The organism is Actinacidiphila glaucinigra (assembly GCF_035918135.1).
GTDB lineage: Bacteria > Actinomycetota > Actinomycetes > Streptomycetales > Streptomycetaceae > Actinacidiphila > Actinacidiphila glaucinigra.
The window spans coordinates 8991305-9017820 of record NZ_CP109144.1; the positions used below are offsets into that span (position 1 = coordinate 8991305).

Sequence of the window (26516 nt, forward strand, 5' to 3'; positions counted from 1 at the left end):
GGGACCGGCCCAAGCGCACCCACCAGTCGAAGGGCACAGTCCTCGGCTACAGCAGGTGCAGCGCGAGTTGCCGGAGGGGTGCGGCGTTGTCCGGGCCGATGGCGTGCGCGGCGACGCCGTCCTCCGTCCGGCTGCGGGGAGAGCCGGTGACGCTGTGCACCGTCCGGCTCTTCGACGGCCGGCTCTCCCTCGGCCGCCGCTAACTCACATCACCGGCGTCACACCGGTCGTTGGACAGACCCGCCGTCGGAAGCCGTGTCCGTGACCATCGAGTCTTGGGCGTCCGATCAAGGCCGTGGGCGTCTGCGACGCGTGTGTTCTGATGGGGGCGGTGGGCCTGTCTGCCGTGCGGGTGCGTGGTTCGAGGGAGCAGGAGAGCCGTTGTGGTGGCGATCAGGGCGGCGGCGAACGCGATGAGAAATACCGTGTGGAAGGCTCCTTCGGAGGGGACAGGGGAACCGTGGAAGGTGGTCACCTGGCTGGTCATGATCATCCCGAGTACGGCGCCGGCCGAGGACGTGCCCAGTGACCTGGTCAGGGCGTTGAGGCCGTTGGCGGATGCCGTCTGGGAAGCGGGGACGGCTGCCATGACCAGCAGGGGCATTGCCGCGTAGGCCAGCCCGACGCCGATGCCGATGACGCAACTGGTGACCACGAGTTTCCAGGCCGCGTGCATGAGCAGAAGGCTCAGCATCCAGCCCAGCGCGGTGACTGCGCAGCCCGCCGCCAGAGTGGTGCGGGCGCCCAGCCGGGTGGACAGGCGAGCCGAGAGCGGTGAGGACAGCAGCATGGCGATGCCCGAGGGCGCCAGGCACAGGCAGGCGGCGAGGGTGGACAGGCCCAGTCCGTAGTGGGTGCCGCGGGGCAGTTGCAGCAGTTGGCTCATCGAGTACGCCACAGCGTAGGTGGCGAAACCCATCAGGATCGCGGTCACGTTGGTGACGAGCACCTGGCGACCTGACGACACCCGCAGGTCCACCAGCGGGTCGGGCCGCCGCCATTCCCACCTGCCCCACCAGGCAAGCACCACCGCGGCGACCAGGAACAGGCCGTAGGTAGGCGGGCTGGTCCAGCCCCACGCGCCGCCCTGCGACACGGCCAGCAGCAACGCGACCAGACTCACGGCGAGTCCCGCAGCTCCGCCGGTGTCCATCCTGGAAGCGGACTTGGAGTGCGGCGAAGGGGGCACGGCGATCCACACCGCTACGAGCGCCGCCACGCTCAGGCCCGAGAAGGCCCAGTAGAGCAAGTGCCAGTCGGCGCCCTGGATCAGCAGAGCAGCCGCGGGGAGGGCCAGTGCGCCGCCGACGCCGACCATGGAACTCATCACTGCTGCGGCTGTGCCGACCCGGGCGGTGGGCAGCACGTCCCTGAGGATGCTGATGCCCACCGGGATCGCGGCCAGCGCGCAACCCTGGATCGCACGTCCCGCGATCACCAGGGGCAGGGTGTGGGCGGCTGCGCAGAGCAGGGAGCCTGCGAAGAGGGCGGCCAGAGTCCACAGCAGCACCCGGCGCTTGCCGAACATGTCTGCGAGCCGGCCGACGATCGGATTCGAGACCGCTCCTGCGATCAGGGCCGCGGTCACTGCCCAGGCCGCGCCGGACGGTGAGGTGTGCAGCAGGCGTGGCAACTGGGGAACAAGCGGGAGCAGGGCGGTCTGGGCCATCGAAGTCATCAGGCCCGCGAAGGCCAGGGCGAAGGTGACCCGCCGAGCCGTGGAAACGCTGCGGTCCGCCGGTTCCTTGCGTATGCCTGTGCCAAGGCCGTGACGCGAACTCGTCATGATGTCGGCCGGTCCCTCAGGCGACACGGACGACGGTTTTGCCGATCCGGGTGCTCCGCAGGCTCGCCACGGCCTGGGGGACGGCACGGAAGTCGTACACACTGCCGAGCGGCGTGGTGATGAGACCGTGTTCGGCGAGGTCGCAGAGAGCGTCGTACGCCTCGGCGTCCTCCCGCGCGTCGAACCCGCCCGCGTACACGCCGGAGACCGAGTAGTTTCGCATCACCAGGTCGATCGGGTCGACCGTCAGCCAGGATCCCGCGGCGTAGCCGAGGAGGGCTACCCGTCCGGCGCGTGCGACCGCCTTGAGAGCCTGGGTGCCGGGTTCCGCGCCCACACTGTCGCAGAACACGTCGACACCGCGGCCGCCGGTGAGTTCCCGTGCAGCCTCGGCCACATCGGTGGCGGAAGGGTCGATGGTGTGGTCGGCACCGATCCGGGCGCAGAAGTCTCGCTGCTCCTGGGTCCGAGCCACCGCGACAACGGTGGCGCCGAGTGCTTTGCCGAGCTGGACAAGCGCGGTGCCGGTGCTACCGGAGGCGCCGTTGACCAGCAGTGTCTGTTCCTCGGTCACGGGCACTCGCTGGACCAGCGCGGCATAGGCGCTCCGGAAGGCGAGCATGAATCCCGCCGCCTGCTCGTCACTGAACACCTGCGGCACACGCCGCGTTTTGTTCTCACGTACGTACGTGTACTGCGCGCATCCCCCGATGCCTTCGGCGAAGGGCGTGAGGCCCATGACGCGATCTCCTGCGGCGAAGGCGGAGCCGCGTGGTGCTTCGACGACCACGCCGACCGCTTCCTGTCCCGGGGCCGGCAGGGCGCCCATGCCGGGGTAGGCGCCCTCCAGCATCAGCAGGTCGGGCAGGCCCAGGCCGGCTGCGTGCACTTTGATCAGTAGACGCCCCTCCTCCGGGGCGCCGTAGGTGCGCTCGATGAGTTCCAGTACCTGGTCGGGCGCGCCCAATGACCGTGCCTGCCATGCTTCAGCTGTCAACATCGCCCGGGGGCCTCTACTCGTAGTGGGGTGACTGCCGTCGTACCGGCAGGAATGAATGCCGCCGGACCGGCGGGTGTGAACGCAACGTCCGGGGGCTGACTCCGGACCGTGCCGCGGCACGCTCCGGCAGCGGTCTCCCGCCTTCAGCGGGCCTGGTGGATGACTTGCATCTCGGTGAAGCCTTCCAGCGCCCAGCGGCCGTTCTCGATGCCGATGCCGCTCCACTTGATACCGGCGAACGGCTGGTCGAACGTCGTGGCCGAGTGGGTGTTCACCCATGTCATGCCGGCCTCCACACGCTCGACGACGGCGGCGGCGCGCTCGGGGTCCGTGCCCCACACGGAGCCGCCCAGACCGAAGTGGGTGGCGTTCGCCCGGGCCAACGCGTCCTCCACGTCGCGGTAGCCGATGACCGGCAGCGCGGGCCCGAACTGCTCCTCGTCGACGATGCGGACGCCGTCGCTGATGTCGGTCAGGATCGTGGGCTGGTAGAAGAATCCGCTCCCCTCGATGACGCTGCCGCCGGCAGCGAGCGTCGCTCCCTGGCTCACCGCATCGCTGACCAGCTCGGCGACCCGGTCGCGCTGGGAGCGGTTGTTGAGCGGACCGTACTGCGTCGCGGGGTCGGTACCGTCCCCGATCCGGGCGTCGCGGGCCAGGCCGGCGAAGGCCTCGACGACCGCCGCGCGCAACTTCTCAGGGACATAGACCCGCTTGGGTGCCACGCACACCTGACCGGTGTTGTGGAAGGCGCGGGCGAAGATGCCCGTGGCGACCACAGCGGGGTCGGCGTCGTCCAGGATGATCGCCGCGTCGTTGCCCCCGAGTTCCAGCGTGGTGCGCTTCAGATCGGCCGCGGCGGCAGCCGCGATGGCCTTGCCGGTGGCGGTGGACCCGGTGAAGCTGATCTTGCGGATCAGTGGATGTGCCGTCAGGGCCGCTCCCGCCTCATTGCCGCCGCTCAGCACGTTGAACACGCCGGGCGGCAGCACTCCGCGCAGCACCTCTCCGACTTTCAGTGACGACAGCGGGGTGTACGGCGACGGCTTGAGCACCACTGTGTTCCCGGCGGACAGCGCCGGTGCGATCTTCGCTACGGCGATGATCAGGGGGAAGTTCCACGGCGCGATGATCGCTGCCGGCCCGAGCGGACGGTGCACGATCTGCACCACAGCGTCCGCGTCGTCACGGAGTAGCTGACGTTCCAGTTCCATGTCCGCGTAGTAACGGAGATAGGCGGCAGCAACGCCGACCTCACGGGCCGACTGAGCCAAGGTCTTGCCTTGCTCAGCCGTCAGAATCGGAACGATCTCGTCACGCGCGGCATCCAGGGCGTCGGCGGCGGCGTGCAGCGCGACCCGGCGCGCGGCCGGGTCGGACCGCCAGGAGGGGAACGCGTCGTGTGCGACCCGTGCCGCAGCGTCGACGTCGGCCACCGAGGCGTCCGGGGCAGCCGCGAAGATCTCACCGGTGGCCGGATTGACCACATCGAACGTGGCCCGCGTGGGATGTGCCGCGCCCGCGACGGTAGCCGTCAGAGGTGCGGGGAGGGTGAAGACAGACACAAGGATGCTTCTTTCAGTCACATAGCAGTACGTTTCAGACAGCGAACGAACTAGTTCGAGAGTCCACCTTGCCGCCGGGTATGTCAAGAACTAGTTCGTTCGGTAGGCTGGCCGTGTGACCAACGACTCCGGCGCCACCAAGGCGCGCATCCTCGAAGCGGCATACCGCGAGTTCGCCGCCTACGGTCTGGCGGGCTCCCGCATCGACCGGATCGCGGAGAACGCGAAGGCCAACAAACGCGCAATCTACGAGTACTTCGGGAAGAAGGAAGACCTGTTCGACCATGTGGTCACTGAACGTCTGAGCGTCAGCCTCCAGACGTTGCCGTCCTCCTTCGAGGACCTTCCACAGTTCGCCGGCGCCGTCTTCGACTACTACGCCTCCGACCCCGACCGGGTACGCCTGACCCTCTGGCGCCAGCTCGAACGGCCCACACCCATACAAGTGGAACTCGACTACTACCAGCAGCGCCTCCCCGCACTAGCCGCGGCCCAGCCCGGCCAGTCGCTGTCCCCCGCCGATCTCTACGCCGTCATCTGGACCATCCACCACGTCCAGGCGCTCACTCCGCTGAGCCTCCAGATCGCGGACAGCGGCGCACCGTGGTCGGCCGAGCGCTGGCAGCAGCTGAGGGCAGCCGTCGTCACAGCCGTCAGCCGCATCACTCAGGACCACACCTCGCAGCCCTGACAGCGCGCCGTGGCACGGTCCGGGAAACCGCGCCGAGTGCCCGGAGCTGGGGCTATGGGTTCTGCTCAGTTTGTGAGGGGGGCCCAGCCGTCGCGTGCGTACCAGTAGCGCGGCAGGCTCTCGATGCCGCTGGTGCGGAACGCGAGTCCGTGGTCGTCGATGCGTTCGGTGCCGGTGTGGCCCTGTGAGGACCAGTCGAGTTCCAGGTACCAGCGGCAGTCGCAGTGGGCGGTTCGGGCGTCGACCAGCAGTACCTCGGGGTCTTTTGAGGACACCCGGTAGGGCATGCGCAGTGCCGGGGTGCTTGTCGCGTGCTCACTGCCCTGGGCCGGACGGGCGATCGGTCGGCCCATGTCCAGGTTCACGGTGAACGAGCGGGGGTTGATGTCGCTGCCGCAGCCCTGGCCTGTGGAGTAGACGGTGCCCTTCACCGGGGCGGCCCGCCCCACGACGCGGACCCGCAGCGCTTCGAGGACGACGGCTGCCTCGGTGCGCCCCTGCACGGAGATGCCCACGAGTGTGTGGCCGCCGTGCACGGCGCGTTGTGTACGCGCCCAGGGGGCGGCGTCTTGTGGGGCCGGGGGTGGCGGCACCTGCTGGGGCGTCTTGTCGATGACGTAGTCGTGCTGGCAACCGAGCTCCCAGAGCTGGGAGTTCGCGGTCCAGGTGAGGGGCGGGGCGGCGGGGACGGCCGTGGCGGAAGGGTTCACGGACGCGCCCGGCGGCGGGTTGCCCGTGGCGGGTGACTTCGGCGAGGGCGTGCCGGGCGGTCGGCGGTGCGTAGTGGTGGCGGGTGGGGACGGTGTCGTGGAGTCGTGCCGTGCGCCCGCGGTCTTCGCGGTCGCCGTATCGGACGCCTGGTTGTCACCGGTGGTCCAGGAGAGCCCGGACGGCAGGGCGGTCAGGCTGCCCAGGGTGGCGATCAGCGCGGTCACGACAGCTGCGGTGACCGCCGTGCGGCGCCTGTGCCGGGGCTGTCGCGAGGCGGGGCGCGACGCCGGGTCGTGCTCGTGCGACGAGTCGGCAAGGCTCTCTGCGGGGGTCTGCCGGGGGTCGGGCCGGGGGCCGGACGCTGCTGCGGGCACCGGGTCGGCGGCCGTCGTGGAGACGGAGTCGGCGGCTGCCGTTGGAGCGGGCTGTTCCGCCCCGCCGGTCGAGGGGCTTTGGCTGTCGGCCGGGTGGGATCCGGCGTCTTGCGGCACGGACTTGGTTGCCGTGCGGGGCCGTTGCCGTGCCGCCACCGCCAGGACCCACCGCCGGTGCAGTTCGATCCGTTCGGCGGCACTGGCCTGGCACATCGCGGCGAACCGTTCCACGGGTGCGAAGCCGAGCGGCACGGCGTCCCCCGCGCAGTACCGGTGCAGCGTCGAGGCGTTCATGTTCAGGCGGCGCGCGAGTGCCGCGTAACTGCGGTCGGTGCGGGCCTTCAGATGCCGCAGCAGCGCCGCGAATTCCTCCACCTCGTCCTGCGACGGCACCGCTTCCCCCTTCTCGCGTCCCAGGACGGCATCCCAGGCACTCCCTATAAGGAGAGGTCAACAGGCCTGGGACGGTTCCACCGTTGTGGATGGGGCTCCGTGCGTTGTGTCCGGACCGTGCCGCCGCCGACGCTCGTGGTGTCGCCGGAGCCGCCCCTGCACCACCTGGGTCGAGGAGGCTGCCCCGCGAACAGCGACGCACGTCCGAACCCATCGAATCGGGGAAGCACACTGATGAAAAGCAACACGACCGCCCGCAAGCACGTCCGCCGCACCGCTTTGATCGCCGGTGTTGTCGCTGCCGTGGCCCTCCCGCTGGGGCTCACCGCCTCGGCACAGGCGTCTGCCCCTGTCCCCGCCAAGGTGTCCGCCGTCGCGCCGCGGTCGGTCAGCGGCACACCCGGCCAAGCGATGACCCGCGTCGCCGACTTCTACGGCGCGTACATCGACGCGAAGGGCGACTACGAGGACCCGGACGCCACCCTGGCCACGGTGCTTCGCACGCACTACCTGACGCCCGACTTCGCCCGGCGGCTGGCGGCCTGGGAGGAGGAGAACGGGACGGACGGCGTCCTGCGTGCCCAGAACGTCCCTGCGCACTGGACGGTGACCGACAACGGCGCTGTGGGCAACGGCCATGAGGTCATCGTCACGCTGACCTTCGGCAGCGGGGGGACGACGCAGAAGATCAAGCTCTTCGTGCTGCTGGAGCGGTACGACCACATCGTCGACATCGGCACCGCGAGCAGCCGCTGACGGCACAGCCGCTCCGCCCGGTGCGTCCCACCTCGGGGCCGGCCCCGGGGTGGGAGGACGGATTCCCTCCGGGGTCCGGGTATCGTCCCTGCCCTCGATCCGCGGGGGCGCCTGTCCCCAGAGGCCCCCGCGTCGTGACGTGATCGGCGTCCGGCATCGGTGCGACACGGTGAACGGTGGCGCGGCCGGCAGACACCCTCTGTCGGGACAATGAGCCGGACGAGCACGAGGGGCCCGATCGCAGCGCGGTGGGGCCCCTCACGGGGGTGCTTTCCGGTGTGCTGTCGCAACGCTGCCGCGGGACGGGTCCTGGCTCGCTTTCCGTGATGCGGCCACCGTGAGTGATCAGTGCGTGTTGCGAGGTCCCGCCTGATCCGTCGTACTTCCTGGCGCCACTGTTCGGCGGCCGGGTTTCCGGCCATCGTGCGGCTGTGGGGCGACGCCTGGGCCGGGTTCGTGCCGTTCCTGCAGTTCGGTCGGCACCGGGATCCGCCGCGGCCTTCGCACCACGAACGCCGTCGAGTCGGTCACCGCGCCCATGCACAAAGGTGTCCCGGCCCGCGAGCACCTCCCGAACGAGGCTTTCGCGCGAAGTGCGTCTACCTGGCCGTGATGAGCATGGACCCCACCGCCGGTCAGGGCCGCATAGGCATGGGCCATGCGAGGGAAGCCTGTTCTGCAGGCCTTCGACACCGCCTCGGCGGCCGACTCTCCCTCGGCCGCCGCTGACTCACATCACCCGAGCTGCACGATTCGCTGGACAGACCCGCAGAGTTCTTGGCGTCCGTGCCGGGACGCGACCTGCGGTTCTCCAGTCGAGCCTGACCGAACCGGCGGGCGTCCTGGGTGCATAGGGGGCGGTCGACGACCTCAGCCACGAGGGCCCGCGCACTCTGCTTCGCGCGAAAGGCGTCTTTCGTCAACGCCTGAGGATCCGGATGATCTGCCGCAACCCGGGAGTACGCAGCCCACAAGACGCGCGTCACTGCCTCGCCCTCGCCGGCCTCCCCTGTGGAGGGGAGGAGTCGGTGGGGCGGTTGTGTCAGGCGGTGTCCGTGATGCCTGTCTGGAGCCGGTCAGCAGGCACGCCGCCTGGCTGGCCCGCGGTTTTCCGGGTCTATCAACGACGCCCTGCTGGATCGGGTTCGTCTCAGCGACAACGACTGCGCCGTCGCTTTCCCAGCCACGCGCCCCCTGCCGCCGGTTGTTCTGCCGCAACCCGCGTCGTGACGACGGGCGGTACCACGCTGCCGCATGGCCGCGCGCAGTGTGAACGCGCTTTTCGCCCACGTCAAGTCCCGTGTTGTCGGAACGTGCCCCCGGCACTGTGGCCGGGCCTAATGGAGATGCAGGCCTCGCCGGACAGGAAATGCGAGGCAGGTCCCAGCAGCAGGAAATCCTCTCCCAGCTGTTCCCGTCGTTGGTCCGGATATTTCTCCGGCATTCCCATTGAAATTATCTTTCTGAGGAGTTCGGTCATGTTTCACAGCACTCAGAGTTCTGGTCAGGTTCGTTCCCCGCGTCGTGGGCTTCGAGCGGTGGTGCTCTTCGCGTCGGCTGGTTTGATCTCCGGAGCCATCGCCCTGCCGGCCTCGGCGGCGACGGTGGAGGTGAGCAGGAGCACCACCGCCACGGCAGGTGTGGTGACCGACGGCGGAAAGGGTGGCGAGGGCGGCGCGGGGGGCAGCAGCGTCTTCGGTCCCGGCGGCTCCGGTGGCTCCGGTGGTTCCGGCGGCGGCAGCGTCTTCGGCAACGGTGGGGCGGGTGGGACCGGTGGTTCCGGCGGCGGCAGCGTCTTCGGCCCCGCCGGGGGAGGCGGTGGCGGGGGCGGCGGCGGCGAAAGCGTCTTCGGCAACGGAGGCAAGGGCGGCAACGGTGGGTCCGGAGGCGGCAGCATCTTCGGCAACGCCGGCAACGGCGGCGGCGCGGGCTCCGGCGGGGACAGTGTCTTCGGCGCCGGGGGTGGCGGCGGCAACGGAGGCTCCGGCGGGAACAGTGTCTTCGGCGATGGCGGCAACGGCGGAAAGGCCGGCAGCGGTGGCGGCAGCGTCTTCGGCCCCGGTGGCGCCGGCGGTGTCGGTGGCGCCGGCGGGATCAGCATCTTCTGAGCACCCTGCGCGATCCCCTGACGACCCGTTGTGGACGGCCCGCACCCTCCGTGAGGTATGGGCCTCCACCCCCGGTCCCGGCCCAGCCCAGCCCAGCCCCTGGGGCCGGCGTGGGACCCGGGGCCGGGGCCCCTTTCTCGCGGATCTGGCCGCGGATGTGGAGATTCCAGTGAAGTCACGTCGTGTATGGAAGCGTCCCTTGGCCCTGGTGGTGATGGCGGCCGCGATCGCCGGTGGCGGCGCCTGCTCGTTCGAGGGCTCGTCCGCAGGAGCCTCGGCCGCACCGACCCGCCACGACGGCAGCCGAGGCGCCGACGGTGCTCGCGGAACCGACTCCGTGACCGGTCTATTGGCGGGCTGCGCCCGTGGCGGGGAAGGCGGCCAGGGCGGACGGCCCGGCGAGCCGGGGCAAGCGGGCCGTCCGGGCGAGCCGGGTGGGGCGGGTGGCGCGGCGTGTCTGCGGCTCGCTGACCTGCCGGCCAAACCCGAGGACAAGCTGTCGGCGGTGGACAAGGTGCGGATCGTTCTGACCGTGACGTCCGGCCATGCCACCCGTTCCGAGGTCGCCGAGAAGTACAAGGTGCCCGAGAAGGTGTTCGACATGTGGAAGGAGCAGGTTCTGGACGGTGACTGGCTCGGTTTGTCCGGGGAGAATTTCCCCTTCTCGACCTGATGCCCCCCGGCGTGCGGGCGACCGTGGGCCGCGCCATCGCCGATATGCCCCGGCCCGGTGCGGCCGGGGCATCCACATGCGACGCCGTCGAACGAGCCATCAACCGGCTCCAACACCGACATCAAGTCGGTGCGGGTCGCCGCGGTGGAGCGGACCAAGCCAATCGCCTGACTGGCTGCGACCGGCAGCGGCCCCGCACCTGTGCCGGGTGGGGGACCGCTGTCGTGTCCGGGGGTCGGGGCAGGCGGGGCAGGGGATGCCGGTTGCGCCTGCCTCAGGTGAGGTGTGCGTCTGCTGCCTTTTTCGCTACGTAGACGGTGTTTGCGGCTGTTCCTGATTGGAGTGGGTTGTCGAATTCGACGACGTGGGCTTCCGGTTCTGCGAAGACCTGTGCGAGTGCGGCGGTGAAGTTGTTGTCCGGTGCGTCGTTGGACCACAGGGCGAAGATGCCGCCCGGGTGGAGGTGCTCGGCGAGTGCGCGTAGTCCCGCGGGCTGGTAGAGCGCGGCGTGGCGGGGGTGGAGTACGTGGCGTGGTGAGTGGTCGACGTCGAGCAGGATGGCGTGGAAGAGACGGCCCGGTGTCCGGGGGTCCAGGCCGTGCGGGTCGCCGGCCATCGCGAAGAAGTCGCCCTGGATGAGCCGACAGCGCGGGTCTGATGTCAGCTGGGCGCCGAGGGGCACCATGCTGCGTTGATGCCATTGGATGACCTCGGCGAGTGCCTCGACCACGATCAGCGACCGCACCTGCGGGTCGTCCAGTGCGGCCTTTGCTGTGTAGCCGAGGCCGAGCCCGCCCACGGCGACGTCCAGTTCGGTGTCCGGCGCCTTCGCCAGGCCGAGTTGGGTGAGCGCGATCTCGCCTGCGGTGAAGAGGCTGGACATCAAGAACTCGTCACCGAGCTTCACCTCGTAGACGTCGTCGCCGGTCTCCGGGTCCCGCCGACGGCGCAGACTGATGTCGCCCATGGGCGTCGGGCGCCAGTCGATCTCCTCGAAACGCGCGCTCATCGGTTGACCTTTCTCGTCACCGGTGCCGGTGAGTTGCGTGGCCGGGTGTTCCCAGGCCGCGGTGACGATCCTCGTGATGTATCGAACGGAACACGCCGCAGCCTATGCCGCCCGGTGAGACCGCGGCCGTGGTGAGGGCCTGCGGGATGGTGGCGTGTCGCTGCGCGTGTGGCCGGTGAGTGCGGCGGTGACGTCGGCGGCACCGGTGATCGGGCGGGCTTGACGACCGACGAAAAAGAGGGCGTTGGGACGCCACGGCTCCGCCAAGGCCTACGACGACTCCAATACCGCCACAACGTCCTCGACGGCTGCCTTGCCGGCATCGGACTCACCCCTACACCACCATGACGACATCACGCATTGAGCGTCAGTAGCCGCGACCAGCAGTGCCCGGTCGTCCAGCGGAGTACTCCATGGCCGGCCCCTGCGGACCGCGTCCGCGCCTTCGCGCCGCAGAACCGTCATCAGTGCCTGTTCCATATCCCGGTTTTCGAGGCGTCCGGAGCTCTAGCCGCGACGCGGCCAAGGAAGTGCTGTTCCGGCTGCCGTTGATGCACCCGGAGATCACGATCGTCTGGGCCGACTCTGCCTACGCCGGGCAACTCGTGGGCTGGGCGAAGAAGTACCTGAACCTCACGGTCAAGACGGTGAGCCGGCCGAAGGACGCGAAGGGGTTCGTCGTCCTGCCCCGCCGCTGGGTGGTCGAACGGTCGATCGCCTGGGTCATGCACGCCCGTCGGCACGCGCGCGACTACGAACGGCTCATCCAGCACTCCGAGTCGCTCATCACCTGGGCCGCGATCACGCTGATGACCAGGCGAATCACCCGCCGCACCTCCCGCCGGACCGGCCATCCCGCCTCACGCGAGGCACAGCGGGACTGACCGCAGTCACCGCCGCGAACGCCAACCGCACCTTCCGACTCACGCAGGAACCAGGCGTCATTCCTGCCGCGGCGGTCGAATGACGCGGCTCCCCACATGACGGTAGGACAACTGCTGCTGGTACCAACGCTCATGCTCGGCGTCGCGGAACTCAAGCTTGCGCCAACGGGAGTCCTGATAGCCAGGTGCGGAGCGCCAGTAGCCGGCGAGGAGACAGAGAGTATTCCAATCGTCCCTGAGGCGATCCAGCCGCGTCTCCGCCCGTACCCGGCGTTCCTCCTCAGTGGGCATCGGGGGCAGCGGAATCCCGACCGGAATACGGACACGGCCGGGCGTTCCGCCGGTGATGGTCCACTCCAAGGTGAGAACCAACGTGGCCACTGCCTCTGCGAGTGCCGAGGCCGTGATGCCCTCCTCGCTGTCTGATGGGTGAGCACTAGCCGCCCGCTCCAGTCGAGGAAGCAGGAAGTCGCCGATCTCCCACACAACGTCAGTCGTCAGCTCATCGGCGTACTGCGGGCCGCTCCCCACCAAGTCGACATCGCTCTTCAAACCGCCCCCCCTCTGGCTTGGCCTTGATGTTCAGAACCCATCGCCCCATCCGAAGGTGACGTTGTACGCGCGCTGGAGTGCGTGCCGACCCTCGGCCCCGTCGGCGTAGGCCCATGCAAGGGCTGCGGCGAACCAGAGCAGAAGAACTCCGCTGACGATGCCCAAAGCGGCCAGCTTGCCATACCAGCTGAGGAGGACCAGGGCGACGGTCACGATGACCGCGCCGAGGTGGGCTCCCCGCGATTCGAGCGCCGCGGCCTTGCGTGCCGCTCTTCTTGCAACTCGTTCTGCGACGAAGCGCTCCTCGCGAACAGATTGCGGTTCATTCTCGTCGAAGTTCATCTCATCTCCCTGGCGCTGACGCTACATGGACCCGGACCGCGCCGTCAGAGGAGCATCACAGGGATATGGAACAGGTACTCAGCTTCCCCCTGCTCGAAACGGGATGCGGCAGCGTTCTACCTGTTCGGCCACCTGCTCCATGAAGCAGCGCATGACCTTGTAGGGGAAACCGCGCACTCGTCAGGACTGTAGACGCGGAAGGTCGGTTGCAGATTCGGGTCCTCGTCCGGGACATGCTGACCTGTAGCTACAGGTTCGGAGGTCCTCGTGTACCGCGATCCGGGCCGGCAGCGCGATGCTGTCGGCCCGGCGTCGTCTCATTCGCCCTGGGCCGTCCGGGCAGGGACAAGCCCGCCCGGTTGCTGCCGTCGCCAACGTCGTTGTGAGCAGCCCCGCCTTCCGGCGCAGAGGTGGATTGTATACATCACGGCCGCCCGTGACCTGGGCGGACCGGCTGGAAGGCCTGCGTGGGGGAGCGGTAACCAGGTCACGCGCCCGGTGGGTTCGGCCGGTCCGGCCCGCAGGGCGAACAGTCCGAGAGGGGCCGTGGTGGCGACAGAGCCACGGGCGCCGGTGATCCACGCTCCGGTCGGCATGAGTGCTCCTGTCAGGGATGGCGATGGTGCGTGGAACCGCCGACTGGGTGGCGAAGCGTCACGAGCGTGCGGCAGAGCGTCACCGCTGTCAAGTGCTATTCAGCATTTAGGCGGTTCAATTTGCGGATGCTGGCGATCTTTTGACGGCTTGGCAAAAAGTTTCCGATGGCTCCGTCCAAAGCTCTGGACACCACTGGGGGCCCGGATTAGCGTTCGAGCCGATCGACGCGATGTTGCGTCGACGTAACGCCAGTGCGGTCTTGCAGCCCACCCCGTATGCCGGGGCCGTATGTGACGCGTCCTCACCGCCGACGAGAAGCGCTCCCGCCGGCCGCATGTAGCGGCCTTCCGTCGTAACAGTTGTCCCGCACTCCGCAGCACCCCGCCGTGGCGGGGGTTCCCGGCCGCGGCATGTCGCCGTGGCCGTAACCGCAGCAGAAGGGAATCTCCATGAAGATCCGTTCCTACCTTGTTGCAGCTTCGCTGGTGGCCTCGGGCGGGCTGGTCACGATTGCGGCTCCCGCCGAGGCGGCGCTCACGACCACCTGTGTGGGAGAAGGCGGGGCCGTCACCGTGAGCGGCGCCCTCGTGGTACCGGCCGGCGCGTCCTGCACGCTGACCGGTACGAAGGTCAAGGGCACGGTGACGATCGAGGCCGGCGCCGACCTCGTGGCGAAGGGTGTCACCTTCAGCAGCACCGTCGCCGTCGGGGACAACGCCTACCTGGACATCACCGACAGCAGCGTCAAGGGCGCGGTGACCGAGCAGGGGGCCTTCGGCGTACATGTGCAGAACACCACGGCCAGCGGCGGCATCTCGGCCGTCGAAGGCTTCCTGTACAGCGTCGACGCCACGGTCAAGGGAGACATCAGAGCCTCCGCGGGCGAGCTGTACATCTCCGGCACCACCGTCACAGGCGCCGTCTCCGGCGACGCGAACCTCTACACCGACGTGTACGACAGCACGGTCTCAAAGACGCTCACCGTGAAGGCCAACACGCTCGGCGGTGTCCTGTGCGCCAGCGAAGTCCAGGGCGACACGGCGTACCAGAACAACTCCGACACCCTCCAGCTCGGCGGCGACGGCCCGCTCAGTTCCTGCGCACAGGCCACATACCTCGGCGGCGACCTCGCGGTCACCGGCAACAACGCGAACGCGGTCCTGGACAACATCATCGTCCGCGGCAAGCTCACCGCCAGCGACAACAGCCCCGCCCTCCAGGTGGGCGAACTGGCCCGCGTGCGCGGCGGCATCGCCGCGACGACCACCGCCCCCTCGGCGTCGCTCGCCCGGGCCGCCAAGGCGGCCCCGCAGGATCGCGGTGCCGACCTCGCCGCGAAGGTGGCGGAGCGTACGGCGCAGGCGGAGGCCGAAGCGGCCGCCGCGGGCACCGGGCTGTGATCCCAGCCCGTCCACGGGCGAGAAGCGTTCCGCACCGTCACCACCGCACATCTCACACCCCACTCTTCTTCGCCGCATCCACCAAGGAGTGACCGTGGGCCACCTGGACAAATCCTTCGACCGCAGAGACTTCCTGCGGGCCACCGCCGGCACCACTGTGGCGCTCGCCGCCGCCTCCGTCGTCGGCGCCGCGACGGCGCCGTCCGCCTCCGCCGCGACCAGCATCCTGTCCATCCCGAAGGACCGCATCTCCCTGCAGCTCTACAGCGTCCGCGACAAGGTCAGCTCGCTGGGCTTCCGGGTCGTCCTGGAGGAGATGGCACGCATCGGTTACAAGGAGGTCGAGTTCGCGGGCTACACGCAGAACACCTCGATCCTCGGCCGGCAGATCACGCTCCAGGAGATCCGGCAATTGCTGGACGACAACGGCCTGAAGGCGATCGGCAGCCACGTCGGCATCGGAGACTTCCGCAACAACCTCCAGGCCCAGCTCGACGCGGCGCAGATCCTGGGCATGCCGCACGTCGGCACCGCCAACGCACCGTCGAACTCCAACACGGTCGCCGGCTACCTCGCCGCCGCGGAAGAGTTCAACACCTGGGGGCGGGCCGCGGCCGCCCGCGGTCTGAAGCTCTACCAGCACAACCACGCCGGAGAGTTCGCCTTCGCCACCGACCAGCCGTCGGTCCGGCTGTACGACGTCTTCCTGCGCAACACCGACCCGCGCTACGTCTACCTGGAGCTGGACGTGTACTGGGCGTACGTGGGCCAGCACCGCTGGCCGGGCTTCGACCCCGCGGCCTACGTGCGCAACCAGCCCTACCGGTACCCGCTGTTCCACATGAAGGACGGCGCCGCCAGCTCGGGGGCGGACGGCTACTCCATCGTCGAGTTCGGTGCCGGCGTCCTGCCGTACCAGCAGTTCATCCGGGACATCGGAGCCCGCGGCAGCCACGTCGGCGTCTGGGAGCAGGACACGGCGCCCAACACCCAGCCCAACCCGCCGGGTTCGTTCGCCGCCGCGCAGCGCAGCTTCACGGCCCTGAAGCAGCTGCTGGCCTGATCGCAGGCACCTCATCGGGCACAGCCCGCCGTTTGCGTACCGCTGCCACGGCGCAACCGGCGGGCCGGCCCGGCTGCGCACCTCCTGACCGGCACAGACCAAGGAGACGCATCACTGTGTACCGTACCCTCAGAGGCCTCATGGCCGGGGTGCTCCTGGCGTCGCTGCCCATGCTGGGCGGTCTCGCCCTGGCACCGGCTGCGCAGGCGCACCCGGACGACGCACACACGGGGCAGGCGAGCACGGCCGCCGCCGACCCCGCAGTGGACTGGTCGAACTACGAGAAGGCCACACTCAGCAAGGACACCGGCGAGCCGATCGACCTCGCCGTGCTGCCCGATCTGCGAGTCCTGCACACCGCCCGCAACGGCGATCTGCGGATGACCGACCCCGGCACCGGGATCACCAAGGTTGTCAACCACATCGACGTCTACCAGAACTCGGAAATGGGTCTGCAGACCGTCACCCTCGACCCGGACTTCGCGACCAACCACTGGGTCTACCTCTACTACTCGCCGCCGCTGAGCACTCCCGCCGGCGCGGCCCCCGAGCGGCTGCCGGCCGGGCAGACCGACGCGTACTGGAAGCAGTGGGAGGGCTACGACACCCTCACCCGCTTCAAGTGGACGGGGGACAAGCTCGACCTGTCCACCGCCCAGGAGATCATTCGCGTCACCACCAACCGAGGTCAGTGCTGCCACGTCGCAGGCGACGTCGACTTCGACGCGCAGGGCAACCTCTACCTGTCCACCGGCGGCAACACGCCGGCGTCCGGGCCGAATGTTAACGGCTACACCCCGATCAACGACGCGGCCACCTACAACCCCGGCCTCGACGAGCGCCGCGGCTCCGGCAACACGAACGACCTGCGCGGCAAGATCCTGCGCATCCACGTCCAGGACGACGGGACGTACACCATCCCGCCGGGCAACCTGTTCCCCGTCGGCACGGACAAGACCCGTCCCGAGATCTTCGTGATGGGCCTGCGCAACCCCTACCGGATGACGGTGGACAAGGCCACGGGCGCGGTGATGTGGGGCGACTACGGCCCCGACGCCGGAAACGCCGACCCCAACCGCGGACCGATGGGCTACGTCGAGTGGGACACCACCACCACAGCCATGAACAGCGGCTGGCCGTTCTGCACCGGTGACAACACCCGTCCTTACCGGGACTTCGACTTCGCCACCCTCACCCCCGGCCCCGCCTTCGACTGCGCCGCCCCGGTCAACGACTCCCGCTGGAACACCGGCCTCACCGAGCTGCCCCCGTCGAGGGCGGCGACCTTGTGGTACGGCGACCGCGACACCGACCAGCCCTGGCCGGAACTGACCGCCTTCCGCGGTCCTGGCGGCCCCGGCGGCCAGGCCCCGATGGGCGGCCCGGTCTACCACTACGAGGCGTCCAATCCCGCTCCGGGCAAGTTCCCCGCCTACTGGGACGGCAAGGCCTTCTTCGGGGAGTTCTCCCAGGACTACGTCGCCGCCCTGACCCTGGCCGGCCCGGACGGTCCGGTCACCAAGCTGGAGAACGTACTCCCCAACAGCCAGCGTTCCGAGAACGGCATCCCGCCGTGGGACAACCCGATGGACCTGGAGTTCGGCCCCGACGGCGCGCTCTACGTCCTCGACTACGGCGACGGCTTCTTCCGGCAGAACCCCGACGCGGGCCTCTACCGGATCGACTACGCCGAGGGCAACAAGGCCCCCACCGCGGTGATCAGCGCCAGCCCCTCCTCGGGCCAGGCGCCGCTCACCGTCTCCTTCGGCGCCACCGGCTCCACCGACCCGGAAGGCTCCGCCCTCACCTACCAGTGGGACCTCGACGGCAACGGCACTTTCGAGACCACCGGCTCCACGGCCACCCGCATCTATGCCGACAACGGCCAGCTCCAGGCCCGACTCAAGGTCACCGACCCCGAGGGCAAGACCGGTCTGAGCAGCAAGCAGATCACCGTGGGCAACACCGCTCCGACGGTCGCGTTCACCTCCCCGCCCAACGGTGGCTTCTTCACCTGGGGCGACGTGGTGCCGTACGCCACCCGGATCGACGATCCGGAGGACGGCACCAACGTCGACTGCACCAAGGCCGCCTGGACCCTCGGCCTCGGCCACAACCAGCACGGCCACCCGGTGAGCAGCGGGACCGGCTGCTCGGGGGCGATCACCACCCCGGCCGACGCGGGCCACGGTGACACGGAGAACGTCTTCGGCGTCCTCGGTCTCACCTACACCGACCGGGGCGCCGGCTCTGTGCCGCCTGCGACCAGCGACGCCCAGGTCGTCCTCAACCCCGCCCTCATGCAGGGCGAACACTACGACTCGTCCCAGGGCGTCGTGATCACCGATGACGCCACCGCATCCGGACAGCGCAAGCTGACCGCCTTCGACAACGGCGACTGGATCGGCTACGACCCGGTGTCCTTCGCCGGCATCACCGGGGTGCAGACTCGTGCCACCGGCGCCGGAACGCTGTCGCTGCGTTGGGGCACACCCAGGTCCGACCCGTTCGCCACGATCACGGTCCCGGCGGGTGACGGCTGGCAGACGATCAACACGGCACTCGGCGACGCTCCCGCCGGCTCCGGGCAGCTCTACGTCACGTCCTCGGGCGGCGTCGACGTGGACTCCTTCACCTTCCAGGGGTCCGGTGTCGCCGACAGGACCCCGCCGACGGTGACGGCCACCCTCAACCCGGCGCAGCCGACCGGCAGCAACGGCTGGTACACCGGCAATGTGTCGCTGACCGTCAGTGCCACCGACAACGGAGCCGTCAGGAGCCGGGAGTACTCGCTCAACGGCGGAACGACCTGGCTGAGCGCGAACAGCACGGTCAGCCTCTCCGCGGAGGGGATGAGTTCCATCCGGTACCGGGCGACGGACACGGCCAACAACATCTCCGCGGTCGGCACCATCGCCGTTCGGATCGACCGGACCGGACCCGCGGTGACCGTCACGGGCGTGACGGCTGACACCGCCTACGGGGACTCCCAGCGCCCGACGCCCGTGGTCTCGGTCACGGACGCCGTCTCCGGAGGGCCGACCGCGACCGCGACGCTGGACGGGACGCCCGTCACCCCGGGGCAGCCACTGCTGCTGTGGCGGTTGCCGCTGGGTGACCACGACCTGGTGGCCACAGGTCGTGACGCGGCGGGCAACACCACCACGCGCACGGTGCACTTCACCACCCGCACCTCCTTCGACGAGATGGACACGCTGATCACCCAACTGCGTGCGGAGAACCGGCTGACCGAGCAGGGCCGGCAACGGCTGACGGTCCGGCTCGACCAGGCCCGGGCGCACGCCGACGCAGGGCGCACCAACCAGTCAGCCGCGGTCCTGGACCAGGTCGCGCAACTGGCCAAGGACACCAAACTGGTGACCGACGCGACCGCGCGGACCGCCCTTGCCCGCGATGCCCTCGCCGTGAAGGGAGGCTTGGCCGACTGATGCGAAGGGTGCTGCCCGGCCGTCACGGCGGGCAGCACCCTGCCGGCGGCTCCAGGGCCCACCAGTGACCGTCGCCGGACGGCCGCCGCCGGGCCCTGAAGTGTGCCCGCATGCCGGCCGTCCCGGACCGGGGTTCAGGTCGGGTAACTTTTCGACACGCTGATGCTTTTTTTGTTTCTGATTTAACTTTCGGCGATTCGCGCGAAAGCCATTGACGCTTATGACGTAACGCCCCTAACGTTTTGTCACACATGCGGCTGATACCCGGGAAGTGAGCCTGTGACCATCCAGTACCGCGCGCTGAGCCTGTTGCGCGACCTCGGGCCGCTGTCGCGCGCACAGCTGTCCGACCAGCTGGAAGTGGCGAGGCCGAGGCTGCTGGCTGAACTCGACCGCCTGATCGCCGCCGGGAAAGTGCTCGAAGCGGGACCGGCCACCTCTCGAGGCGGCCGCCCCTCCACTCTCGTCCAACTCGATCCCGAAATCCGATTCGCAGCGGTGGACCTCGGGGCCAGCTCGATCGACATCGAGATCACCGACGGAGGACTGGAACCCATCGCCTCCTATGCCGAGCCGGCCGATATCCGCAAAGGCCCGCGCGCGGTCCTGGACCGGGTCAACGAACTCCTGAACAAAATGGCGGACCAGGCCGGGTGCGCGCGGTTCAACTCCATAGGCATAGGCCTTCCGGGGCCGGTCAGCTTCAAGGAGGGGATCTCGGTCTCCCCGCCGATCATGCCGGGTTGGGACCGCTTCCCCGTCCGGGACACCCTCACCCGCGCGCACGGCTGCCCGGTCGTGGTGGACAACGACGTGAACGTGATGGCCCTCGGCGAGAGGTACGCGGGGGTCGCCAAGACCGTCGACAACCTGCTGTTCGTCAAGATCGGCAGCGGAATAGGCTGCGGTGTGCAGGTCAACGGCCAGATCTACCGCGGGTCGGAAGGATCCGCGGGCGACATCGGCCACATCCAGGTCGAGGCTGAGGGACCTGCCTGCTCGTGCGGCAGAACCGGCTGCCTGGAAGCCCTCTTCGGAGGAGTGGCCCTGGCCCGCGACGCCACCGAGGCCGCCCGTTCGGGGCAGTCGCCGGCGCTGGCCGAACGCCTCGCCGCGGAGGGCCTCCTCACCGCCGTGGACGTGGCGGAGTGCGCGGCCGGCGGGGACGTCACGTGCGTCAACCTGATCCGGGACGGCGGCCACCGGGTGGGGCAAGTCCTCGCCACGCTGGTCAGCTTCATCAACCCGTCGATGATTGTGATCGGCGGCGGCGTCTCCGGCCTCGGCCATCTGCTGCTCGCCGAGATCCGCAGCGTCGTGTACAAGGGCTCGCTGCCGCTCGCCACCGGGAACCTGCAGATCGTGCTGTCAGAACTCGGCCCGCGCGCCGGTGTCGCCGGTGCCGCTCTGCTGGCCAGCGAACTGGACTTCCAGCAACATCTCTGACGGAAAGCACGGATGCGCCGGTCGCCCCGGCCCCGGTACTCAGCCCCGGCGGCGTGGCCAGAGCCAGCCTGCTTCGGCGTGCGTCCCGGGTCCTCGCCCGATCGGGCCGACCCGTCACGGCCGGGCGGCAACGGCCGCGACAAGGAGGACGCGTTTCCTCTCATTCCGTTATAGGAGTCTCAACGGCTGAGTTGTCGATCGAGCTCCGCAAGGAGGTCGATGATCTCCAGTCGGTTGGTGCCGGCCGGCGTGCCGCGCGTGGTGCCGTAGGCGAGTTCGACCAAAGCCGAGCGCGCGGCGCCGAGTTCGTCTGCGGTCACGTCCAGCTGATGCCACGATGCGTTGGCCGCTCGGACCATGTCCTCGCGCAGCCGGGCCGCAACGGATTGCGCTGTCTCGGCGTTTGTGCCGGTCCGACACTGCCACTCGTCGTCACCGAGGTCGTCGAGTGCAATGTCGATGACGCTCGCCAGTAGCTGAAGCATCTGCGGATCGCCGGTGAGGCGAACGTGGGTCGGGGTGAGGCGGACGGCGGTGCGAGCGATGGGTACGTCGTCCAGGCCGGCGTGCCGTTCGCCCAGCATGAACTGCACGTTCTGGCGCTGCCAGCCGCGGGCGAGGTGCAGCGCGGTCATGCCGTCGGCGCTGACGGCGTCCGTGTCGGCGCCGGCCAGCAGAAGGGCGGTGATGACTGGTCGTTCGTTGCGTTCCACCGCGTGCATCAACGCGGTTCGTCCCTGGCGGTCTCGGGCTTCCATGTCTGCGCCGGCCTGCAGGAGTACGTCCACGGCGGCGTGATCGCCTCGGCGGGCGGCGATGACGATGGCTGGTGTTTCGTCGGAGCGGCGTTGGTCGGGGTCCGCACCGTGCGCGAGGAGAAGGCGCAGTGCGGCCGGCGCGACGGGACGCATGACGGCGGTGACAAGAGGTGCCTCGTCGGCCGGGCCCGGGGCCGCCCGCGCTTCCAGCAGCACCCGCAGCGTGGCAAGAGCCGCTGGTCTCGGGTGGAACGAGGTGTGGGACACGGCGTCCGTCAGCACACTCGACCTGGTGGCGGGCTCCGCCGCGAGGGCTCCGCGGGCAACGAGGAACTGCACCACCTCCGTGTGCGCCTCGAGTACGGCCGAGCGCAGCGGCGACGCGGTGTAGGGGTCAGCGGGCTCCATGCGGGCGCCGGCGTCCATCAGCAGCCGTACGATCCCCAGCTTGCCGTCGCGCGCAGCCTCGGCCAGCACTGACCCCCGGAACCGGCCGACCGTTACGTTCGGGTCCGCACCGTCGGCCAGCGCCTGTCCGACGGCCGTCTCGTCACGGGCCTGCACCGCCTCGATCAGGCGCTGATCGTCTGCAGAATTCATCGGTCGTCACCACTCGTCAGGTCAGTGAAAGCTCGCAGGTGCAGCCGCGCTGCCACATTGCTGGTGAACCAGGCGAAGAAGTCGGTGTCCGCGTCGAGGTCCGCGCGGACCGTGTCGCACCAGTCCTGCCGGTTGAGTACCGCAAGGTAGTGCTGCACGATGCGGTCACGTTGTGCGGCGGTGCACCCGCCGTGTTCCGGGGCCTTGTCCGTCAGGTGGTCGACGATCATTGCGGCGTCGACGTATCTGCCCGCGGTCGGTGCCCGCAGGCCGAGGTGCGCGGCATGTGCGGCGAGCACGTCGGGCGCCGGTGGATACTGCTTCAAGGTCATGCCCATGCCGCCGCAATCGGCCATCAACCTCAAGAGCCGACCGGTGTGATCGACCAGGTCGTCGTCGACCTCGGTGGCCACGATGGCTTCATGCAGGTGAGCGGCGGTGGCGACCTGGCCGGCGAAGTAGCCGTTGAGGAAGTCGCCGTCGCAGGCGTGCCGCAGCAGCCACCGGCGGGACTCCAACGTCGGGTGCTGGCAGAGTGCCTCGATGACGTAGACCCGGCCCCAGCCGGCAACTCGCTGGGCAAGCCACAACAGGGCTTGGTCGCCGCCGCGGCGACGTCGCAGCGCATGGGCGGCCAACGCACCGAACTGGTTCGACAGCAGGCCTATGGTCTGGATCAGCGGGATGTCTTCCTCCGCCCAGTCCGCTGCCAGCAGTGCAAGGCCGACGGTGGCAGAGCATCGATCCGCGCTGTGCCGCACGAGCCACCGACCGGTCTGTCGCACCCGCTGCCTGTCCGCACGCAGCGCCGCGGCGGCGATGTGCTCGTTGCGGTGGATCGGGACGTCGACATCATGGAAGGCATCGGCGAGTTGACTGGGTGGTGCATCAGCCGTGTCGAAGTACGCGTCGAGAATGACGGCAACCTCGGTGCCCCTGAGGCGCCGGTCTTTCGGCGAGCAGGGCGGTTGCCGGCGACGGTGGACGTCGTCGTCCGGATACGGCTCGCCGTCCCGCGGCAGGGCGCTGTCAGGATCGTGCCGATGCAGACGCAGAGCGTGCTCGAACAGTGTCGTCCGGGATCCGAGCGGACCACGCTCGGTCGTCACGCTCACCGGCGGACGGAGGACTCGATTCTCTTGATCATGCCAGGGATGATGCCGGCCCAGACCTCCCGAGGCAATGGACTTCTCATCTGGCGTCACCCACGGACGGCAAGACCTTGGCCCCTGCCCAAGAGCGCGAGGTCCCCCGGCCGCGCCGGCTGCGGGACCGCCTGATCCTCCAGGGCGCCGGTCCGGAACAGCGAGCTACGCCGATGAAGATGCTGCGGCGGCCGAGGGCAGCGGAGCAGTGCTCGGTACCTGTGGATCGGCCTGACGGGAGGGGGCGTGGCATCTGCGTTGCCCATCGGCCCTGTACCCAAGCCGGCGGGTACGGGGCCGACATGTTGACGCCGAGACCGGTCACGCAGGCCCGGCGCGTCGCGGGGCCGGCTGACCGTCCTGATCGTTGAGTCGCACGGGCGTCAGGGAAGAAGCCCGCGCAGGGCGGCACCAATGGTGGCGATGCCCTGCTCGATGTCGTGAGCGGGTCCCGCCGCGTAGCCGAGTACCAGGCCGGGCGGCCCGGGGCCGATGCGGTGCCAGGAGAGCGGATGTACCTTCACACCCCGGTCGAGGGCCGCCGCGGCGAGGGCGCTGTCGCGCAGGTCGGGGTCGGGGGCGCCGTCGGGCGGGTTGCCGAAGGTGACCATGAGGTGCAGGCCGGCGGCTGTCCCGTGCACGTGGGCACCGGGGAGGTGCTCCTCGATGGCCTTCAGCATCACGTCCCGGCGCCGGCGGTGGCGCCCCCGGACATGGCGCAGATGCCGCTCCAGCTCACCGGAGTCCATCAGCCGGGCGAGGACCAGCTGAGTGAGGACGCCGTTGCCCAGGTCGGCGTACCGTTTGGCGGTCACGACGGCGTTCAGCCGGTCCGGCGGTACGAGGAGCCATCCGATGCGGAGTGCGGGCGCGAGCAGTTTGGAGACGCTGCCCGCGTAGCAGACCCCCTCGGGCATCAACGAGCGCAGTGCCGGCACGGGCGGCCGGTCGTAGCGGTGCTCGGCGTCGTAGTCGTCCTCGATCACCACCCCGCCCTCGGCGACCCAGTCCAGCAGCTCTCGGCGGCGCTCCCCGTCGAGGACGACACCGGTCGGGAACTGGTGGGCCGGGGTCAGTAGTACCGCCCGGGCGCCACTGGCACGCAGCGCGCCGACGTCGAGGCCACCGGCGTCCACACGGATCGGCACGATCGAGTGGCCTCCGTACTCCAACTGCTGGCGTGCCCCCAGGGATCCGGGGTCCTCGACGGCGATACGGCGGATCCCGTCCGCCAGGAGAAGCCGCGCGAGCAGGCTCAGAGCCTGTGCCACACCCGCGACCACCACGACCTCGTCGGGGGCGGCGCGGATTCCACGGTTGCGCGCCAGCCAGCCCACGACCGCTCGGCGCAGGGCGGGCGCGCCCCTGGGATCGCCGTAGCCGAAGTCTGCCGGGGCGGCGTCCGCGAGGACGGCACGCTCGGCGCGCAGCCACCCGGGGCGCGGGAAGGCGGCGAGGTCGGGGACACCGGGTGACAGGTCGATTCGGCAGGGCATGGCCCGCAGCATGTCGACGGCGCCCTCGCGGTCGCCCGAGTCGAAGATCGCGGTGCCGGATCCGGCTCCGGTCTCCGGCATGTCGTGTGCGCGTCCGGGCGGAGCGGCGGGAGCCGCTACGACCACCGTCCCCTGTCGGCCGCGACCGGCGATTTGTCCCGACTCGGCGAGCCGCCGGTAGGCCTCGGTGACCATGCCCCTGGTGACGTGCAGCTCCTCCGCCAGGACCCGGCTGGCGGGCAGCCTCGCTCCGACACGCAACCGGCCGTCGGCGATGGCGGTCCGCAGCTGGTCCGTGAGCCAGGCGGTGCGGCCGCCTGCGGGTACCTGGCCGATCTCCAGCTGCAGGAAGTCCGAGCCGAGTGAAGTGCCGCGGTCCGGCGCCTTGTCCGCTGGATCCTCCGTCTGTTTGGACCTCCCCACCGACGCTTTTGTGGACCTGTCCATGACGTCCATTGTGCGGGCAGCGTGAGCGGTATGCACACACCTTCCGCTCCCCTCGCCCAGCTCGTGCCCGGCATGCTCGGGATGGCGCTGGTCGGCAGCAGCGTTACCGTTTCGCACACCCTCGTGGATGCCCCGCTGTTCACCCCGCAGGCGGTTCGCTATGCGATCGCCACGGTGATCCTGCTGGTCGTCGCCCGGCTCGTCGGCACACGGCTGGTGTGGCCACGAGGACGGGAGTGGCTGTGGCTCGCCGGGATCGCTGTCACCGGACTGCTGCTGTTCAACGTGGCAGTGATCCGGGGCGTCGAGCATGCCGAGCCCGCGGCGGTTGCCGTCGCGGTCGCGTGCGTACCGTTGGTCCTCGCTTTGGTGGGCCCGGCGCTGGAACGGCGCCGGCCCAGCCGGCAGCTCTTGTTGGCGGCCCCGGTGGTCGTGACGGGAGCGGTACTGGTGGAGGGATCGGGTCGCACCGACGCGGTCGGGGTGGCTTGGGCGGCGCTGGCCCTGGTCTGCGAGGCTGCCTTCACCCTTCTCGCGGTACCGGTCCTGCGGCGGCACTCCCCGTGGGGGGTGTCCGTGCACGCGATGTGGATGGCTGCTGCGCTACTGGCCGTTCTCGCCGCGGGCTCCGAAGGCCCCCTGGCGGCGGGGGAGTTGTCCGGTACCGAATGGGCCGCCATCGGCTATCTGGCGCTGATGGTGACGGCGGTCGCCTTCGTCCTGTGGTACTCGACGGTCCGCGCCGTCGGATCCGGGCGGGCCGGACTGCTCACCGGCATCGCGCCGCTCGCCGCGGCGGCTGTCGGCAGCATCTCGGGCAGCGGCACGCCCAGCCCGTCGGTATGGCTGGGTATCGCCGTGCTGATCCTCGGCCTGGTGCTGGGTCTGCGCCCGCGCCACGTCCCTGCCGCGGAGGTCGTACGAGCTGACCCGCCCACCTCCGCACGTTCCAGGTAGCGGCTGTCAACAGCCTGTCGGGAGCGCCTTGCAGGCACCGCCCGACGTCATGGACGGACGTCGGCCCCGCCCGGCCGTCCGCGTCGGCCCATAGCCGGTACGTCGACGCGAAGACCAGGGACAGCCTGTACGCCCACGTCGAAGGACAACGCGCGGGCGGCAGCATCGAGGCCGAGGTCGCGCTGAACTGGAACCCGGCCAGGCCGGGCTGGCTGAGCGAAGCGCCCCTGGCCGAACGCGTATGTGGCATTGCGGCTTGTGCTGGGTACTGCGCTCCCCTTCCGGCAGTGGGCGACATGGTTTCTAGGCTCTGG

Annotated in this window: 19 protein-coding genes and 3 pseudogenes; 11 read left to right on the plus strand and 11 right to left on the minus strand. The window is 69.7% G+C overall.

Annotated elements, in window-relative coordinates:
* Nucleotides 1-199: 199 nt before the first annotated feature.
* From OIE69_RS40800 to OIE69_RS40810, 3 genes are all read right to left on the minus strand, one after another.
* Nucleotides 200-1786: an MFS transporter gene (locus OIE69_RS40800; protein WP_326580483.1), complete on the minus strand. Its 1587-nt coding sequence runs from the start codon at nt 1784-1786 to the stop codon at nt 200-202.
* A gap of 16 nt (nt 1787-1802) precedes the next feature.
* On the minus strand, nt 1803-2753 hold the full coding sequence (locus OIE69_RS40805) for a quinone oxidoreductase family protein (RefSeq protein WP_326580485.1): 951 nt from the start codon (nt 2751-2753) through the stop codon (nt 1803-1805).
* A 176-nt stretch (nt 2754-2929) separates the two neighbouring features.
* Complete coding sequence (locus OIE69_RS40810) at nt 2930-4438, minus strand: aldehyde dehydrogenase family protein (RefSeq protein WP_326580487.1); 1509 nt, start codon at nt 4436-4438, stop codon at nt 2930-2932.
* A 28-nt stretch (nt 4439-4466) separates the two neighbouring features.
* Here OIE69_RS40810 and OIE69_RS40815 point away from each other — a divergent pair, with 28 nt between their 5' ends.
* A complete protein-coding gene (locus tag OIE69_RS40815) occupies nt 4467-5042 on the plus strand; it encodes a TetR/AcrR family transcriptional regulator (RefSeq protein ID WP_326580489.1) in 576 nt (191 codons plus the stop codon).
* Nucleotides 5043-5107: 65 nt separating this feature from the next.
* On the opposite strand, the gene OIE69_RS40820 is transcribed toward OIE69_RS40815, so the two are convergent.
* On the minus strand, nt 5108-6520 hold the full coding sequence (locus tag OIE69_RS40820; protein WP_326580491.1) for a transcriptional regulator: 1413 nt from the start codon (nt 6518-6520) through the stop codon (nt 5108-5110).
* A gap of 234 nt (nt 6521-6754) precedes the next feature.
* Here OIE69_RS40820 and OIE69_RS40825 point away from each other — a divergent pair, with 234 nt between their 5' ends.
* The 4 genes and pseudogenes from OIE69_RS40825 to OIE69_RS40835 all read left to right on the plus strand — a co-directional run bounded on the left by OIE69_RS40825 (nt 6755) and on the right by OIE69_RS40835 (nt 10057).
* Nucleotides 6755-7276 (plus strand): hypothetical protein, encoded by a 522-nt coding sequence (locus OIE69_RS40825; RefSeq protein ID WP_326580493.1) that lies wholly within the window; start codon nt 6755-6757, stop codon nt 7274-7276.
* Nucleotides 7277-7687: 411 nt separating this feature from the next.
* A pseudogene (locus tag OIE69_RS44960) lies at nt 7688-8005 on the plus strand (transposase); the annotation flags it as partial.
* Nucleotides 8006-8838: 833 nt separating this feature from the next.
* On the plus strand, nt 8839-9384 hold the full coding sequence (locus OIE69_RS40830) for a hypothetical protein (RefSeq protein ID WP_326580495.1): 546 nt from the start codon (nt 8839-8841) through the stop codon (nt 9382-9384).
* Nucleotides 9385-9592: 208 nt separating this feature from the next.
* Complete coding sequence (locus OIE69_RS40835; protein ID WP_455550607.1) at nt 9593-10057, plus strand: DUF1153 domain-containing protein; 465 nt, start codon at nt 9593-9595, stop codon at nt 10055-10057.
* Between the two features lie 274 nt (nt 10058-10331).
* On the opposite strand, the gene OIE69_RS40840 is transcribed toward OIE69_RS40835, so the two are convergent.
* On the minus strand, nt 10332-11066 hold the full coding sequence (locus OIE69_RS40840; RefSeq protein WP_326580499.1) for a polyamine aminopropyltransferase: 735 nt from the start codon (nt 11064-11066) through the stop codon (nt 10332-10334).
* Nucleotides 11067-11438: 372 nt separating this feature from the next.
* Nucleotides 11439-11534, minus strand: a pseudogene (locus tag OIE69_RS40845) (IS5/IS1182 family transposase); the annotation flags it as partial.
* On the opposite strand from OIE69_RS40845, the pseudogene OIE69_RS40850 reads away from it, so the two are divergent.
* A pseudogene (locus OIE69_RS40850) lies at nt 11534-11896 on the plus strand (transposase); the annotation flags it as partial. The pseudogenes OIE69_RS40845 and OIE69_RS40850 sit on opposite strands and share 1 nt — an antisense overlap.
* Before the next feature lie 111 nt (nt 11897-12007).
* Here OIE69_RS40850 and OIE69_RS40855 read toward each other — a convergent pair.
* Together OIE69_RS40855 and OIE69_RS40860 are read right to left on the minus strand one after the other, a co-directional pair.
* Entirely contained in the window at nt 12008-12502 is a 495-nt protein-coding gene (locus tag OIE69_RS40855; RefSeq protein WP_326580503.1) for a hypothetical protein, read from the minus strand.
* Nucleotides 12503-12532: 30 nt separating this feature from the next.
* Nucleotides 12533-12844 carry a hypothetical protein gene (locus tag OIE69_RS40860; protein WP_326580504.1) on the minus strand — a complete coding sequence of 104 codons (312 nt, stop codon included), beginning with the start codon at nt 12842-12844 and terminating at the stop codon, nt 12533-12535.
* Nucleotides 12845-13890: 1046 nt separating this feature from the next.
* On the opposite strand from OIE69_RS40860, the gene OIE69_RS40865 reads away from it, so the two are divergent.
* The 4 genes from OIE69_RS40865 (at nt 13891) to OIE69_RS40880 (ending at nt 20799) form a co-directional block, all read left to right on the plus strand.
* On the plus strand, nt 13891-14841 hold the full coding sequence (locus OIE69_RS40865; protein WP_326580506.1) for a hypothetical protein: 951 nt from the start codon (nt 13891-13893) through the stop codon (nt 14839-14841).
* A gap of 94 nt (nt 14842-14935) precedes the next feature.
* A complete protein-coding gene (locus tag OIE69_RS40870) occupies nt 14936-15904 on the plus strand; it encodes a sugar phosphate isomerase/epimerase family protein (protein ID WP_326580508.1) in 969 nt (322 codons plus the stop codon).
* A 140-nt stretch (nt 15905-16044) separates the two neighbouring features.
* The gene (locus tag OIE69_RS40875; RefSeq protein WP_326580510.1) at nt 16045-19353 is read left to right on the plus strand and encodes a PQQ-dependent sugar dehydrogenase; all 3309 of its coding nucleotides are present in this window, start codon (nt 16045-16047) and stop codon (nt 19351-19353) included.
* 279 nt (nt 19354-19632) lie between these two features.
* Nucleotides 19633-20799 carry an ROK family transcriptional regulator gene (locus OIE69_RS40880; protein ID WP_326580512.1) on the plus strand — a complete coding sequence of 389 codons (1167 nt, stop codon included), beginning with the start codon at nt 19633-19635 and terminating at the stop codon, nt 20797-20799.
* Between the two features lie 179 nt (nt 20800-20978).
* Here OIE69_RS40880 and OIE69_RS40885 read toward each other — a convergent pair whose 3' ends face one another.
* From OIE69_RS40885 to pdxR, 3 genes are all read right to left on the minus strand, one after another.
* The gene (locus OIE69_RS40885; RefSeq protein ID WP_326580514.1) at nt 20979-22157 is read right to left on the minus strand and encodes an ankyrin repeat domain-containing protein; all 1179 of its coding nucleotides are present in this window, start codon (nt 22155-22157) and stop codon (nt 20979-20981) included.
* Nucleotides 22154-23272 (minus strand): hypothetical protein, encoded by a 1119-nt coding sequence (locus OIE69_RS40890; protein ID WP_326580515.1) that lies wholly within the window; start codon nt 23270-23272, stop codon nt 22154-22156. Before OIE69_RS40890 ends, OIE69_RS40885 begins: the two co-directional genes overlap by 4 nt.
* 413 nt (nt 23273-23685) lie before the next feature.
* Nucleotides 23686-25254, minus strand: coding sequence for a MocR-like pyridoxine biosynthesis transcription factor PdxR (gene pdxR / locus OIE69_RS40895; protein ID WP_392567631.1), 1569 nt, complete (start codon nt 25252-25254; stop codon nt 23686-23688).
* A gap of 21 nt (nt 25255-25275) precedes the next feature.
* Here pdxR and OIE69_RS40900 point away from each other — a divergent pair, with 21 nt between their 5' ends.
* Nucleotides 25276-26202: a DMT family transporter gene (locus OIE69_RS40900; protein WP_326580519.1), complete on the plus strand. Its 927-nt coding sequence runs from the start codon at nt 25276-25278 to the stop codon at nt 26200-26202.
* Nucleotides 26203-26516: the final 314 nt, after the last annotated feature.

Bases quoted from the DNA above. Each gene is read 5' to 3' on its own strand.
- OIE69_RS40825 (WP_326580493.1), top strand. From the start codon at position 6,755: ATGAAAAGCAACACGACCGCCCGCAAGCACGTCCGCCGCACCGCTTTG.
- OIE69_RS40865 (WP_326580506.1), top strand. From the start codon at position 13,891: ATGAAGATCCGTTCCTACCTTGTTGCAGCTTCGCTGGTGGCCTCGGGC.
- OIE69_RS40885 (WP_326580514.1), bottom strand. From the start codon at position 22,157: ATGAATTCTGCAGACGATCAGCGCCTGATCGAGGCGGTGCAGGCCCGT.
- OIE69_RS40800 (WP_326580483.1), bottom strand. From the start codon at position 1,786: ATGACGAGTTCGCGTCACGGCCTTGGCACAGGCATACGCAAGGAACCG.
- OIE69_RS40860 (WP_326580504.1), bottom strand. From the start codon at position 12,844: ATGAACTTCGACGAGAATGAACCGCAATCTGTTCGCGAGGAGCGCTTC.
- OIE69_RS40875 (WP_326580510.1), top strand. From the start codon at position 16,045: ATGGCCGGGGTGCTCCTGGCGTCGCTGCCCATGCTGGGCGGTCTCGCC.
- OIE69_RS40840 (WP_326580499.1), bottom strand. From the start codon at position 11,066: ATGAGCGCGCGTTTCGAGGAGATCGACTGGCGCCCGACGCCCATGGGC.
- OIE69_RS40900 (WP_326580519.1), top strand. From the start codon at position 25,276: ATGCACACACCTTCCGCTCCCCTCGCCCAGCTCGTGCCCGGCATGCTC.
- pdxR (WP_392567631.1), bottom strand. From the start codon at position 25,254: ATGGACGTCATGGACAGGTCCACAAAAGCGTCGGTGGGGAGGTCCAAA.